Annotated in this window: 9 protein-coding genes; 4 read left to right on the top strand and 5 right to left on the bottom strand. The window is 64.4% G+C overall.

Features of this window, described 5'->3' with window-relative positions; translation table 11 throughout:
- Positions 1–63: 63 nt before the first annotated feature.
- From AAFN55_RS05705 to AAFN55_RS05715, 3 genes are all read left to right on the top strand, one after another.
- Positions 64–2,514, top strand: coding sequence for a hypothetical protein (locus AAFN55_RS05705; RefSeq protein WP_347797897.1), 2,451 nt, complete (start codon positions 64–66; stop codon positions 2,512–2,514).
- Positions 2,515–2,623: 109 nt separating this feature from the next.
- On the top strand, positions 2,624–3,520 hold the full coding sequence (locus tag AAFN55_RS05710; RefSeq protein WP_347797898.1) for a bifunctional methylenetetrahydrofolate dehydrogenase/methenyltetrahydrofolate cyclohydrolase: 897 nt from the start codon (positions 2,624–2,626) through the stop codon (positions 3,518–3,520).
- A 42-nt stretch (positions 3,521–3,562) separates the two neighbouring features.
- Entirely contained in the window at positions 3,563–4,525 is a 963-nt protein-coding gene (locus tag AAFN55_RS05715) for a GlxA family transcriptional regulator (protein WP_347797899.1), read from the top strand.
- Between the two features lie 53 nt (positions 4,526–4,578).
- Here the strand turns inward: AAFN55_RS05715 and AAFN55_RS05720 are convergent, their stop codons facing one another.
- Both AAFN55_RS05720 and AAFN55_RS05725 read right to left on the bottom strand, forming a co-directional pair.
- Positions 4,579–7,662 (bottom strand): efflux RND transporter permease subunit, encoded by a 3,084-nt coding sequence (locus AAFN55_RS05720; protein ID WP_347797900.1) that lies wholly within the window; start codon positions 7,660–7,662, stop codon positions 4,579–4,581.
- Positions 7,659–8,801 carry an efflux RND transporter periplasmic adaptor subunit gene (locus AAFN55_RS05725; RefSeq protein WP_347797901.1) on the bottom strand — a complete coding sequence of 381 codons (1,143 nt, stop codon included), beginning with the start codon at positions 8,799–8,801 and terminating at the stop codon, positions 7,659–7,661. The genes AAFN55_RS05720 and AAFN55_RS05725 overlap by 4 nt, the downstream gene beginning before the upstream one ends.
- 163 nt (positions 8,802–8,964) lie before the next feature.
- Here AAFN55_RS05725 and AAFN55_RS05730 point away from each other — a divergent pair, with 163 nt between their 5' ends.
- Positions 8,965–9,513, top strand: coding sequence for a TetR/AcrR family transcriptional regulator (locus AAFN55_RS05730; protein WP_347797902.1), 549 nt, complete (start codon positions 8,965–8,967; stop codon positions 9,511–9,513).
- A gap of 11 nt (positions 9,514–9,524) precedes the next feature.
- Here AAFN55_RS05730 and edd read toward each other — a convergent pair whose 3' ends face one another.
- Genes edd through zwf form a run of 3 tightly spaced genes read right to left on the bottom strand, consistent with a single transcriptional unit; the run spans position 9,525 to position 13,527 of the window.
- Entirely contained in the window at positions 9,525–11,342 is a 1,818-nt protein-coding gene (gene edd, locus AAFN55_RS05735) for a phosphogluconate dehydratase (protein ID WP_347797903.1), read from the bottom strand.
- The gene (gene pgl / locus AAFN55_RS05740; protein ID WP_347800195.1) at positions 11,339–12,055 is read right to left on the bottom strand and encodes a 6-phosphogluconolactonase; all 717 of its coding nucleotides are present in this window, start codon (positions 12,053–12,055) and stop codon (positions 11,339–11,341) included. The genes edd and pgl overlap by 4 nt, the downstream gene beginning before the upstream one ends.
- A gap of 2 nt (positions 12,056–12,057) precedes the next feature.
- On the bottom strand, positions 12,058–13,527 hold the full coding sequence (gene zwf, locus AAFN55_RS05745; protein ID WP_347797904.1) for a glucose-6-phosphate dehydrogenase: 1,470 nt from the start codon (positions 13,525–13,527) through the stop codon (positions 12,058–12,060).
- Positions 13,528–13,613 lie beyond the last annotated feature (86 nt).

Consider the following 13,613-nt stretch of genomic DNA (forward strand, 5'->3'; position numbering starts at 1 on the left):
TAGGTTGGCTTAACGTTTGGGAACCCCCGCTCCCCGACATGGCGCCGAGATCCGCAGGCATCGATGTCCGAATTCGCAGACGATCCAAGACAACGTCGCGCCCCGTCGCTCCTGACGCTGGCGCGCCATCCCGACCAGTATGACGACGGCGCGGTCGCCCGGCATTCGGCGGCGCGCGCGATGCGCGAAAGCCATGCCAACGCCATGACGCCGGACCCTGCCGAAGAACTGACCGCTGCCGAACAACCCGCCCCTGTCATGCCGCCTGAAGTCGCGGATCGCGATGAAACCGTTCGCGGCATCTTTGCGCGGTGGCGGGCTCGCCGCGACGAAGAGGCGGCGTTGGACGAACCGCAGCCGCTCGTCTCCGAAACACCTGATCTGCCGTCCCAAAGCGATCCTGTCACCGTCGCCCACACCACAGCGATGGCCAATGAGGCACCGCAAGACGGGCGGCCCGTCTCGACCGGCACGCGTCGCACCATTCTCGCCACCACGCTGGCGGGTGCCGCCATGGGAACGGCCCTGGCCTTCGCCTGGCCGTCGGCCTATGTGGCGACGAGCGAAATCCTCATCGACAGCCGCACCGCGCAGGGCTCGGGCTCGCCCTTCGTGTCCGACCCCACGGCTGCGTTCGTCGACAACCAGCTCCGCGTGCTGCGCTCCTCCACCGTCCTCGGAGCGGTCGCCGAACGGCTCGATTTGTCCGCAGACGCTGAGTTCAACGGCGCGGCTTCGGGACCGTTCGGCATCGGCGCACTCGTTTCGAATGTCGGAAACCTGGTGTCGGGCGATGGTGCGTCGGCCGTCGACGATCAGCGGCGACGCGTCATCGACAATCTCGCGCGCGCGGTGGAAGCCGAGCGCCTCGGCGGATCGACCGCCATTGCCGTGTCGGTCGGCACGTCGGACGCCGCCAAGTCGGCGCTGATCGCCAACACGATCTCCGAAGTCTTCGTGGGCCGCTCGGCAGGCGCCGGCACCGTCTCCACCAGTCTTGAGGAAGCCCGCGCAGCGGTCGAACAGGCCGAACGCGCGGTCGAAACCTACAAGCGAGAGCATGGACTGGTCGACGCGCAGGGGCGGTTGATCACCGACGACGAGATCCTCCGCGTCGGCGAACAGCTATCAACGGCGCGTGGCCGAACAGTCGAGCTCAATGCGCGCGCGGCCTCCACGCGCGATGCGGATGTCGATTCGATCGTCACCGGCTCGCTCCCGGAACAGTATGCCTCCCCGACGCTGGCCGACATGCGCTCGCGTCATGCCGAACTGAAGCAGCAGCTTGAGCGGACATCCGTCAAGCTCGGCCCACGCCATCCCGAACGACTCGCCGTCGAGGCGGAGCTGGAAGGCGCGCGCCAGGACATCGCCAGTGAATTGCGCCGGGTCGCCGCCTCCTTGCAGACCGAGCTTCGCCGCGCGGTCCAGCAGGAGCAGGACCTGGCAGCCCAGCTTGCCCAGATGAAGGTGCGCCAAAGCGAGATAGGCGGCGAACTCGTGCGGCTGCGCGAGTTGGAGCGCGAGGCGGAAGCGCATCGCGCGGCGTTCGAGCAGGTTCGCGCGGCGCAGGCCGGCGGCAGCACGCTGGGTGCGGGCGGCGCGACGATCCTCTCGCGTGCCGAACCTCCACTGGAGGCTGCGGGTTCGTCCTTGCCTGTCTTTTCGCTGGTCGGCGCGCTCGCGGGCCTGCTTGGCGGCTTCGCGATCACCGGCAGTCGGTGGAGACGAACCGAGGATGCCGATGCGGATGAAACAGGCCGCGAAGACTTGTCACATGATTTCCACGCGACCCGGATGGTTCGCGACACCGATATCGACACTGAAACCGGGTCGGCGGACGCCATGACCCATGATGCAATCCAAGCTGAGGAGGCAGACCCCATGAGTGCTTATCCCCACAACGGCCAGCCGGACATCTCCGACCTCCTTCAGCCCCAGCCCGCACTGGCGGCACACTATCCTCAGCAACCGGCGCATGTCGGCTACGGGCAGCAGGCGGCATCGCCTGTCTACGCCCAGCCCTTCCATCCGTCCCAACAGCCGGTGGCACCGCAGCCGCAGCAGGCCTATGGATGGCCGATGCAGCAGCCGGCAACACCGCATCATGCGGCACATTACGGCGGCTATCCGCAGGCTCCCCAGCCGGTCTGGCCTGCAATGCCGCAGCACATGATGCCGCAATTCATGGCCCAGCCGATGGCCCACGATCCATGGGCACATCTGCGCGGCTACGCACCGCATTTCGCCGCGCCTGCCTACGCCGCGCCTCACTACCCATCCGGCCCGATGCCGCAGCAGCCCTACCAGGCCGCGCCGCTTCACGCGCCCGAGCCGCAACACCACGCTCCGCTGGCTCCGCAGGCGCGCGACGAGACCTATGATCAGGACGCGTTCGTCGATGACCGCACCAATGCGGCGATCGAGGAGATTCGCCAGAGCCTTCGCGAATTCCGCGAAGCCATCGAGGACTTCGCCGAGAGCCGCGATCCACAGCGCCGCTTCGGAACCTGATTTACGTCGCTCACTTTCGGGTTTACGGCATTGCACGGCGCAATGACGGGATCGTCCTGCGCAGATTCCGCCAGAATGCGGCGGCGTAACCGGAAGCAGCGGAGTGAGCATGGCCGATATCATCGATGGGAAGCAGGTTGCCGAAGACGTCGTCGCGACAGTCAAGGCGGCCTCATCCGGATTGATCGCGAAGGGCGTCACGCCCGGCCTCGCGGTGGTGATCGTCGGCGAGGATCCGGCCAGCCAGGTCTACGTCTCGTCCAAGTCCCAAAAGGCCAAGGAATGCGGCTTCCACTCCGTCCAGCACACGCTGCCGGAAGACACGTCGCAGGCCGACCTTCTGGCCCTGATCGGGGACCTCAATGCGGACCCGGCGATCCACGGGATTCTGGTCCAGCTCCCGTTGCCAGGCCATGTCGATGCGGGCCTCGTCATCCAGACGATCGCGCCGGAAAAGGACGTCGACGGCTTTCACTTCATCAATGTCGGCAAGCTCGGTACGGGTGAACTGGCAACGGCCTTCGTGCCCTGCACGCCCGCCGGCTCCATGCTGTTGATCGAGCGCGTACGCGGCAAGGATCTGTCGGGCCTCAACGCGGTTGTCGTCGGCCGCTCCAACATCGTCGGCAAGCCGATGGCGAACCTGCTTCTCGCAGCCAACTGCACCGTCACGATCGCGCATTCGCGCACGAAGGACCTGCCCGCTTTGTGCCGGACGGCGGACATTTTGGTCGCAGCGGTCGGCAGGCCTGAAATGGTCCATGGCGATTGGGTCAAGGACGGCGCGACCGTCATCGATGTCGGCATCAATCGCATCCCCGCGCCTGAGCGTGGCGAGGGCAAGTCGCGCCTCGTGGGTGACGTCGCCTTCGCCCAGGCGGCCGAGCATGCGGGGGCCATCACGCCGGTTCCCGGTGGCGTCGGGCCGATGACGATCGCCATGTTGATGGCCAACACGCTCGTGTCGGCCTGCCGTGCGGCCGGCGTCGAGCCGCCCCGCTTCTGATCGCGCTTCCAGCCACGCCCTCCAGCCTGTAGAACGCCGGTCATGACAGATATCGCATCGCCCGGCCGACAGTTCGCCTTTCTGCTGGCTGACAAATTCTCGATGTTTTCGCTCGCCGCCGCGATCGACACGTTCCGTTCGGCGAATCGTCTGCTTGGCCGGGACGTCTATGGCTGGAAGACGGTCTCGGCCGACGGTGACGCGGTGATCGCGTCGAACGGTCTGTCCCTCAAGATCGACTATGCGATCGCCGACCTGCCGCCGGTCGATATTCTCTTCGTCTGTCTTGGGCTGACCACGGAATTTTCGGGCAAGTCGAAGGTGCTTGGCGCGCTGCGTTCGCTCGGTCGCCGTGGCGCGGCGCTTGGCGCGCTGTCGGTTGGCTCCTATCTTCTGGCCGAAGCTGGCCAGCTCGAAGGCCACCGCTGCACCATCCACTGGGAGAACAAGGCCGGGTTCAAGGAGCGATTTCCCGAGATCGACTGCACGGGCAACGTCTTCGAGATCGACCGCAAGCGCTACACCTGTGCCGGCGGCACGACATCGATCGACCTGATGCTGGAGATCGTGCGATCCGATTTCGGCCAGAACCTCGCCAACGAAGTCGCCAACCAGTTCCAGCACGAGCGTATCCGCTCTGCCGGCGATCGCCAGCGCGTCGGCCCCGAACGCGACTTGACCGGAAAATCCGAGAAACTGCGCAAGATCGTCGAACTCATGGCCGACAATCTGGATGAACCCTATTCGGCGGTCGAGCTTGCCAAGTCGGCCGGACTGTCGGTTCGCCAGGTCGAGCGCCTGTTCCTGCGTCACCTCAACATGACGCCGGGCCGCTACTACATGCGGCTCCGCCTCGAGCGCGCCCGTGAGCTTCTGCGACAGACGAACATGCCGATCCTCGACGTGGCGATCGCGACGGGGTTCACGTCGCATTCCTATTTCGCGCAGAGCTACCGCCTGCTGTTCGGCCGCCCGCCCAGCGAAGAACGCCGCACGACTTACTGACGCCTGCGCACGGAAACGAAAAAGGGCGGCCTCGCGAGCCGCCCTATCGTTGTCTATTCCGCAGGTTGCGGCGAGGGTTCGCTGCGTTGCGGCTCCTCGTCGAGGCCCTTGTGCACCTTGGGCGAGATGAACGTGTAGAACATCGGCACCACGAACAGCGTGAACGCCGTGCCGATGATCACGCCCGTAAAGATCACGAGGCCCATCGAGTAACGCGCGGCGGCGCCCGCACCCGTCGCGATAATCAGCGGGATGACGCCGAGCGACATCGCGGCCGTCGTCATCAGGATCGGACGCAGGCGAACCTTCGCCGACGCCACGATCGCCTCGAACCGGCCGAGCCCATGTTCCTCGCGTTGCTGGTTCGCGAACTCCACCATCAGGATGCCGTGCTTGGTGATCAGGCCGATCAGGGTGATCAGGCCCACCTGCGTGTAGATGTTCAGCGTTCCGAGCCCCAGATTCAGGGGCACCAGCGCACCGAAGATCGACAGCGGCACCGACATCAGGATGATGAGCGGATCGCGGAAGCTCTCGAACTGCGCGGCAAGCACGAGATAGATCACGATCACGGCGAGCGCGAACGCGATGAGGATCGTGTTGCCCTCGGCGACCTCCAGACGGGACTGGCCCGAATAGTCGATGAAGAACCCGTCCGGAAGAAGCGGCCGGGCGATGTTCTCGATCGTTGCGAGGCCGTCGCCGGTCGTTACGCCGGGCAGGGGAAGTGCCGCGATGGTCGCCGAATTGAGCTGGTTGAACTGCTCGATCGCGGCTGCCGACACGTTGGTTTCGATCGTCACGACCGCCGAAAGCGGCACCATCTGGCCCGTCGCGCTGCGCACGAAGAAGTCGCCCAGCTTCGACGGGTTGTCGCGATACTCCTGCGGCACCTGCATGATGATGTCGTAGCTGTTCGAATCGCGGTCGAACTGCGCGATCGAGCCGCCGCCAACCAGCAGGCTGAGCGTCGAACCGATGTCGCTGATCGGCAGGTTGAGGGCTGCCGCACGATCGCGGTCGATCGTGACCACAACCTGCTGCGCGTCGAACTTCAGCGAGTTCTGCACGACGATGAAGCGGCCGCTGGCCTGCGCCTCCTGTCGGATTTGTTCCGCCACTTCGTAGACCTGGCTCGATTCGCCCGTCGACTGGATGACAAGTGAAATCGGCAGGCCGCCGCCGGCGCCCGGCAGCGATGGCGGTGCGAAGACGAGCGCTTCGACGCCGGCGATCTTCGACAGGCGCGCCTGGATATCCTGCTGGATTTCTGCCTGCGAGCGATCGCGCTGCGACCAGTCCTTGAACGCCCACAATGCGATGCCCGAATTGGTCTGTCCGCCGAAGCCGACGATCGAGAAGTTTGCCGAAAGCTCGGGAATGTCCTTGGTCAGTTCGCGCATCTGGTCTGTGTAGGACTTGGTGTAGTTGGTCGTCGCATAGGGAGGCGCGGTCACCAGCGCGAAGAGCGCGCCCGAATCTTCTTCCGGAGCCAGTTCGCTCGACGTGTTCATGAACAGGAAGCCGGTCAGCCCGACGAGGACCAGTACCATGAGCAGGGTGACAGGACGATACTTGAGCGAGCCCGCGACGAGACGCTCATAGCGACCGGCAACGCTGTCGAAGGTTCGGTCGACGAACTTCTGGAAGCGGCTGTGATTGCCGCGCTTCAACAGTCGCGCGGACATCATCGGCGTGATCGTCAAGGCGACGATACCTGAAATGATAACCGCACCCGCCAGCGTCAGCGCGAACTCGCGGAAGAGCGAGCCCGTCAGGCCGCCCGTGAAGGCGAGCGGCGCGAACACCGCCGCCAGCGTGATCGTCATCGCGATGACCGGGCCGGTGATTTCCTCCATGCCGACGAACGCCGCCTGCTTGGGCGACAGGCCTTCCTCGATATGGCGGTGGATGTTCTCGACCACAACGATCGCGTCGTCCACGACGAGACCGATCGCCAGCACCATCGCCAGCAGCGACAGCAGGTTGATCGAGTATCCGAGCATGAACAGGATGAAGCAGACGCCGATCAGCGACAGCGGGATCGTCACGATCGGCATGAGAACCGAGCGGAACGAGCCGAGGAACAACAGGATGATCACGACGACGATGCCGACGGCCTCGGCGATGGTGACGAACACCTCGTCGATGGACGCGCTGATCTGCTCCGTCGCGTCGTACATCATCGTGATGGACATGCCTTCGGGCAGGCTGTTCTGTATCGCCGGCAACTCGGAGATGACGGCGGAAGCCGTGTTGAGCGGGTTCGCTGACGGGGTCGGGAACACGCCAATGAACGTGCCCGGCTCGCCGTTGAAGTTGACGACCATGTCGTTGCTTTCGGCGGCGAGCTCGATGCGCGCGACATCGCGCAGGCGCACCACTTCGTCACCCGTCGCCTTGATCGGCAGGGCGCCGAAGGCTTCGGGTGTCTGCAACGTCGATTCCATCGTGATGGAGTAGGCGACGTATTCGTTCTGCGTCTTGCCGGGAGCCGCGAGGAAGTTCGACGAGTTGATGGCCGCCAGAACTTCCGCGGCAGTCAGGCCGCGGGAGGCGAGCCGAACCGGGTCGACCCAGACGCGCATCGAATACTCGGCTGCGCCCATGATCTCGATCTGCGCGACGCCCTCGATGGTCGACATGCGCGGGCGGATGACGCGTTCGATATATTCGGTGACCTGTTCGTTGGTCATGTTCGGGTTTTGCAGCGCCAGATACATCGTGGCGAACTGCATGCCCGTACCCTTGACGATCGTCGGGTCCTCGGCGTCCGAAGGAAGCTGCCCGCGAACCTGGTTCACCTTGGACATGACTTCGGTCAGCGCGACGTCGGGATTGGCGCCGAGTTGCATCTGTACGGTCACGACGCTGGCCGACGGACGGCTCTGTGAGGTGACGTAGTCGATGTCCTCGGTGGTTGCGACGGCCGCTGCGATGGGTGCCGTGATGAAGCCCTGGATCAGTTCCGCGCTCGCGCCAGGATAGACCGTGGTGATCGTGATCACGGTCTCCTCAACCTCGGGATATTGGCGGATCTGGAGATTGAACATGCCCTGGAAACCCAGGAGCAGGATCAGCAGCCCGAGGACCGTCGAAAGGACGGGCCTACGAATGAAGATACTGGAAATATTCATTGCGATGCCGCCTGAGCTCCGGTCTGGCTACCCGGATTGATGGTGTTGTCGATGGCAACGATGGTGCCATTCGAGAGACGGTTCTGACCGGCGGTGACGACGACGTCGCCCGCCTCGATGCCCTTGACGATCTCCACAAGGTCGCCCGTGCGCCTGCCGACGGTCACGAAGACCTGGCGTGCCTCGGACTTCTTCTCGGCGTCTGCGGCCGCAGCCCCGCCCTCCGGCTCGACCTCGCGCACGACATAGACGTAGTCGCCGTAGAGGCTCGTCACGACGGAGGTCTGCGGCAGTGCAATCACATCGTCCTGCGCCGGCAATTCAACGTCGACGCGGGCGAACTGGCCGGGCGTGAGACGGCCGTCCGGGTTGGTGACGGTCGCGCGGACGGAGACCAGCCGGCTCGCCGCGTCGACGCGCGGGTCGATGCCCGAGATCTTGCCTTCGAAGGCGTCGTCCTGACCGTCGGCCTTGAGGCTGATGGACTGCTCCAGTTTCAGCAGGCTCAACTGCTGTTCGGGAACCGTGAAGTCCACGCGCATCGTGTCGAGATCCTGCAGAGTCACGACGGCCGTGCCCGGAGTCAGATACTGGCCGATATCGACGCGCGGAATGCCCAGCGTGCCGCCGAACGGCGCGCGGATTTGCTTCTGCTGCAATGCGGCCTCAAGAGCCTCGATCTGTGCCGCGGACGCCGCTGCCGCTGCCTGTGCGGCTTCGAGGGTCACATTCGAGCCGACGCCGCGCTGCTGCAGTTCCCGTGCGCGCTGAAGCGACTGTTGGTCGAGTTCGCTTTGCGTCCTGCCCGCCGAAAGGTCGGCCCGCTGGATCGCGTCGTCGAGCTGGATCAGGACCTCGCCTTCCTCGATTCGCTGGTTGGCATCGAAGTTGATCGTCTTGACGATGCCGCTGGTTTCGACGGTCAGTTCGACGCCGCGGGCCGCACTGACCGTGCCGATCGCACCGATCGACGGGGTCATCTGTTGAGGCTTGGCCGGTATGGCCGAAACCGTGACGGTCTGAACCGGCATGTTGGCGAAGAAATCTTCGATCATTTTGTCGCGGAACATGTTCCAGCCGACGAGGCCCCCCGCCACAAGAACGAGAAGGACGATTGCAATGAGGAGGCGCTTGATCATGGCCGGGCTTTCTTGTGGTGATCTGTAATTTTCAGCGTTCGCCGCCGGGAGTATGCACTGCACTGCGATATCGCACTTGCGAACGAGGGCCAATCTACTGTACCGTCTGGACGGTATTGTCAAGTCAGCCTTTGTCAGGAGCGATGGTGCGTAAGGATCGAAATTGAGCAAGCAGGATGTACGCCAGAAAATACTGGACGCCGCTCAGGAGATTGCGCGGGAGGCGGGACCGGGAAATCTGTCTCTCGATGCTGTCGCAGCACGCGCGGGGGTCTCCAAAGGTGGTCTTTTGTACCATTTTCCGTCGAAAGCCAAACTGCTTGAAGCGGTCGTTGAACTCTTTGTGACTTCGTTCCAGGCAACGCTTCTGGAGCGCAGCGACGGGGCTAAGGACAGCAGGGACAAACTGCTTGCTGCCTATATCGACCTCTCTGTCGAGGATCACATCTGCAACAAGCCGCCACCCTCCGGCCTTCTGGCGGCGCTCGCCGAAGACTCGAGTTTTATGCTTCCCGTCCAGCGCTCCGAGCGCATGTTGCTTGACCGTATCAAGTCGGAATCGAGCGATCCGTCGCTCGCCATGGTCATCTTCCTCGCACTGGCCGGCCTTCGCTCCACGCATCTCCTTGACGTCGATATTCTCGAGGGCGACGAGTTCGACGAAGTGGTCGAACGCTTGCGCACGCTGGCAGACGGACAGGCGTCGACGTAAGCGCCGCCCGATTATCCGAAAGCAGCCGCGCCAGCATCGGCGCGAAGCGCCATTGCGCGCATGCCTGCGAAGAGCTCGCGTCCCATGCCGAAGCTGTTTGCGCTCAGGTCCGGAGCGGCGGGCGCCCGGCTTGCCAGCACGCCGTCATGCACCTTCACGTCCAGCGTTCCCGCATCGGCATCGACCCGGACGATATCGCCGGTCTCGACACGACCGATCATGCCGCCATCCAGCGCCTCCGGTGTCACATGGATCGCGGCCGGCACCTTGCCCGACGCGCCCGACATGCGGCCATCCGTAACGAGCGCGACCTTGTAGCCGCGATCCTGCAGGACACCGAGGATGGTCGTCAGCTTGTGAAGCTCCGGCATGCCGTTGGCCTTTGGTCCCTGGAAGCGCAGGACGGCGACGAAGTCGCGGTCGAGTTCGCCGGCCTTGAAGGCCGCATTGAGCTCGTCCTGCGTGTGGACGACGATGGCCGGCGCCTCGATCACGCGCTTGTCCGGTTTCACCGCCGATGTCTTGATGATGGCGTTGCCGAGGTTGCCCTTCAGCACCTTAAGGCCGCCCGTTGCCTGGAAAGGCTTCCCCGCAGTCGTCAGCACCTTGTCGTCGCCGCTGGTCTCGGGCGCGGGGGTGCGCGTGACGTTGCCGTTGTCGCCGAGATGCGGCTCGATCGCATAGGCGCGCAGGCCTTCGCCCCAAACGGTCCGCACGTCTTCGTGCAGCAGCCCGTCATCGAGCAGTTCGCGGATCAGGAACCCCATGCCGCCGGCGGCGTGGAAATGGTTCACGTCCGCAAGGCCGTTCGGGTAGACGCGGGCCAGAAGCGGCACGATGTCCGAAATGTCCGAAATGTCCTGCCAGGTGAGCTTGATGCCACCGGCTGCCGCCATCGCGAGCAGGTGGATCGTGTGATTGGTCGACCCGCCCGTCGCGTGCAGGCCGACGACGCCGTTGACGATCGAGCGCTCGTCGATCACCCGCCCGACCGGCGCGAATTCGTTGCCCAGCGCCGTGATCGCCAGCGCGCGCCTTGTGGCCTCCCGCGTCAGCGCGTCACGCAGCGGCGTGTTCGGATTGACGAAGGATGCGCCGGGCGTGTGCAGGCCCATAATCTCCATCAGCATCTGGTTCGAATTCGCCGTGCCGTAGAAGGTGCAGGTGCCGGGGCCGTGATAGGACTTCGCTTCCGCCTCGAGAAGCTCCGCACGGCCGACTTTGCCCTCCGCATAGAGCTGGCGGATGCGCGCCTTCTCATCGTTGGGCAGTCCCGACGTCATGGGCCCCGCGGGTATGAAAACCGCCGGCAGGTGACCGAACGTCATGGCGGCGATCAGCAAGCCGGGCACGATCTTGTCGCAGACGCCAAGATAGACGGCCGCGTCGAACATGTTGTGCGACAGGCCGATCGCCGCCGACATGGCGATCACGTCGCGCGAGAACAGCGACAGTTCCATGCCCGGCTGGCCCTGCGTGACGCCGTCGCACATCGCCGGCACGCCGCCCGCCACCTGCGCCACGCCGCCGGCTTCGGTTGCCGCGAGCTTGATGAGTTGCGGGTACGTCTCGAACGGCTGATGCGCGGACAGCATGTCGTTGTAGGACGTGATGATGCCGAGGTTCGGCACGCGGTCGCCGGCGAGCGCCTGCTTGTCGACGGGCCCGCACGCTGCAAAGCCGTGCGCGAGGTTGCCGCAGGACAGAACCGAGCGGTGCACGCCGGCGCTCGCGGCCGCATCGACGCGGGCCAGATAAGCCTCGCGCGTCGGCCTAGAGCGCTCGCGAATGCGCGCGGTGATGGCCTCGATCTCCGGTCTGGCTGTCATGACTGTCCGTCCTTTCCACCGGCCCAATAGACGGGCACGGGCCTCACGGCGTGCGCGAAGATCGCGCTGATCGGTTTCGCATCACCGGGCTGCAACGCAGCCTCCAGCACGGCGCGTTTTTCCGATCCTTCGATATGAAGCGCCAGAAAACCGGCTTCCACAACCCGGGACAATGGAAGTGTCAAGCGCGGCTCGCCGGCACTTTTCGCGTGGACCGCCATGACGCGTCGCGGCTGTGCGGGATCGGTGAGGTCGCCCAGGTTCGACGCGTCCGGGAAGAAGGATGCGGTATGGCCGTCGGTACCCATGCCGAGGATCGCGACGTCGAGCACCGGTCCGAACAACGCCAGCCCTGCCTCCGCCTGCGCTGCCGCGTCCTCCACCGAGCCTGCATCGTTGTAGAGCGACACGAAACGCGCCAGTCGCGCCTCGCTCGTCAGCAAGCGTTCGCGCACGAGCCGCTCGTTGGAGCGCTCGGACGAGGGCGGAACGAACCGCTCGTCCACCAGCGTGACCACGACGTTTTTCCAGTCGAGATTTTTTCGCGCCAGCGCGTCGAAGAAACGCCCCGGCGTGGAGCCGCCGGAAACCGCCAGCAACGCCGATCCGCGATCCCGAATGGCTTGCTTCAGCTTCCCTGCAACGTCATCCGCCAGCGTCTCGGCAAGCGCTTCGCTGGAGGAGAATTCGCGCCAGTCGGCAGATGCCACCATGGTCACATGCTCTCGTGCCAGGTGCGCCCATCGCGCTCGATCAGCGCGATCGAGGCGGAAGGGCCCCAGGTCCCCGCGGTGTAACCTTGAGCCGCATGCCGGTTTTCCTGCCAGGAGGCGAGGATCGGGTCGATCCACGACCACGCGGCCTCGACCTCGTCGCGCCGCATGAACAGCGTCTGGTTTCCGCGAATGACGTCCATGATCAGCCGCTCATAGGCGTCGGGATTGCGCACCTCGAAGGATTCCGCGAAGCTCATGTCGAGCGGGATCTGGCGCAGGCGCATGCCCCCCGGACCCGGATCCTTGATCATGATCCACTGCTTCACGCCCTCGTCGGGCTGCAACCGGATGACGAGTTGGTTGGCCGTGATCACGCCGGCGCTGTCGTCGAAGATCGAGTGCGGCACCGGCTTGAACTGAATGACGATTTCCGAGACGCGCTCGGCGAGCCGCTTGCCGGTTCGCAGGTAAAACGGCACGCCTGCCCAGCGCCAGTTGCCGATCTCCGCCTTGATCGCGACGAATGTTTCCGTGTCACTTTCGGTGCCGAGTTCTTCGGCATAACCCTTCACCGCGCCACCGGCCGACGCACCGGCCTTGTACTGGCCGCGCACGGTCTCTTTTGGCGCCTCGTTGCCGTTCACCCGCTTGAGCGAGCGCAGAATCTTCAGCTTTTCGTCGCGCACGGCGTCGGCGTCCATGGAGGAGGGCGGTTCCATCGCGACGAGGCACAGAAGCTGGAGCATGTGGTTCTGCACCATGTCGCGCAGCGCGCCTGCCTTGTCGTAATAGCTGACGCGGTCTTCCAGCCCGACGGTCTCCGCCACTGTGATCTGCACGTGGTCGATGTGGGTCGAGTTCCACAGGGGCTCATAGAGCGCGTTGGCGAAGCGCAGAGCCATCAGGTTCTGGACCGTCTCCTTGCCGAGATAGTGGTCGATGCGGAAGATTTGGTGCTCATCGAAAACCGAGCCGATCGCGTCGTTCAGGGCATGGGCGGTCGCCAGGCTCCGGCCGATCGGCTTCTCGACCACGATGCGCACATCGCCGCCTGTCAGGCCGTGCTTTTCCAGATTGGTCGCGATGTCGCCGAACAGCGCCGGCGCGACCGCCAGATAATAGGCGCGTATCGACTTGCTGTCGCCGATCGCGTCCTTGAGCTTCTCGAATCCCTCGCCGGTCTTCGCATCGATCGGAATATAGCTGAGGCGCGCGACGAACGTCTCGATCTCGTCGTCCTTGCGCTCCTCCTGCTTGACGTGTTCCGTCAAAGCCTTGCGGGCAAAATCGCGGAACTCGTCGTCGCTGAGCGTCGAGCGCGATGCGCCGATGATGCGCGTAGGCTCCGAAAACTGGCCCGCGATCTGGCGTTGATAGAGCGCGGGGAGGAGCTTACGTTCGGCGAGATCGCCGGTTCCGCCGAAAATGATGAAATCGAACGGATCGACGGGTATGATCTGGCTGGTCATCGGTGCCTGGACGTCCTGCTGTTAGCACTTGCGGGATGCATATAATCTAATCGATTTAATAAAACCAGACCGTGCCACGTCTCTTG

The sequence above is a fragment of the Mesorhizobium sp. CAU 1732 genome (assembly GCF_039888675.1).
Taxonomy (GTDB): Bacteria; Pseudomonadota; Alphaproteobacteria; order Rhizobiales; family Rhizobiaceae; genus Aerobium.

What these genes read in the sequence shown, in the direction of transcription:
- AAFN55_RS05705 (WP_347797897.1), top strand. Translation starts at nt 64, where the DNA reads ATGTCCGAATTCGCAGACGATCCAAGACAACGTCGCGCCCCGTCGCTC.
- AAFN55_RS05710 (WP_347797898.1), top strand. Translation starts at nt 2,624, where the DNA reads ATGGCCGATATCATCGATGGGAAGCAGGTTGCCGAAGACGTCGTCGCG.
- AAFN55_RS05715 (WP_347797899.1), top strand. Translation starts at nt 3,563, where the DNA reads ATGACAGATATCGCATCGCCCGGCCGACAGTTCGCCTTTCTGCTGGCT.
- AAFN55_RS05720 (WP_347797900.1), bottom strand. Translation starts at nt 7,662, where the DNA reads ATGAATATTTCCAGTATCTTCATTCGTAGGCCCGTCCTTTCGACGGTC.
- AAFN55_RS05725 (WP_347797901.1), bottom strand. Translation starts at nt 8,801, where the DNA reads ATGATCAAGCGCCTCCTCATTGCAATCGTCCTTCTCGTTCTTGTGGCG.
- edd (WP_347797903.1), bottom strand. Translation starts at nt 11,342, where the DNA reads ATGACAGCCAGACCGGAGATCGAGGCCATCACCGCGCGCATTCGCGAG.
- pgl (WP_347800195.1), bottom strand. Translation starts at nt 12,055, where the DNA reads ATGGTGGCATCTGCCGACTGGCGCGAATTCTCCTCCAGCGAAGCGCTT.
- zwf (WP_347797904.1), bottom strand. Translation starts at nt 13,527, where the DNA reads ATGACCAGCCAGATCATACCCGTCGATCCGTTCGATTTCATCATTTTC.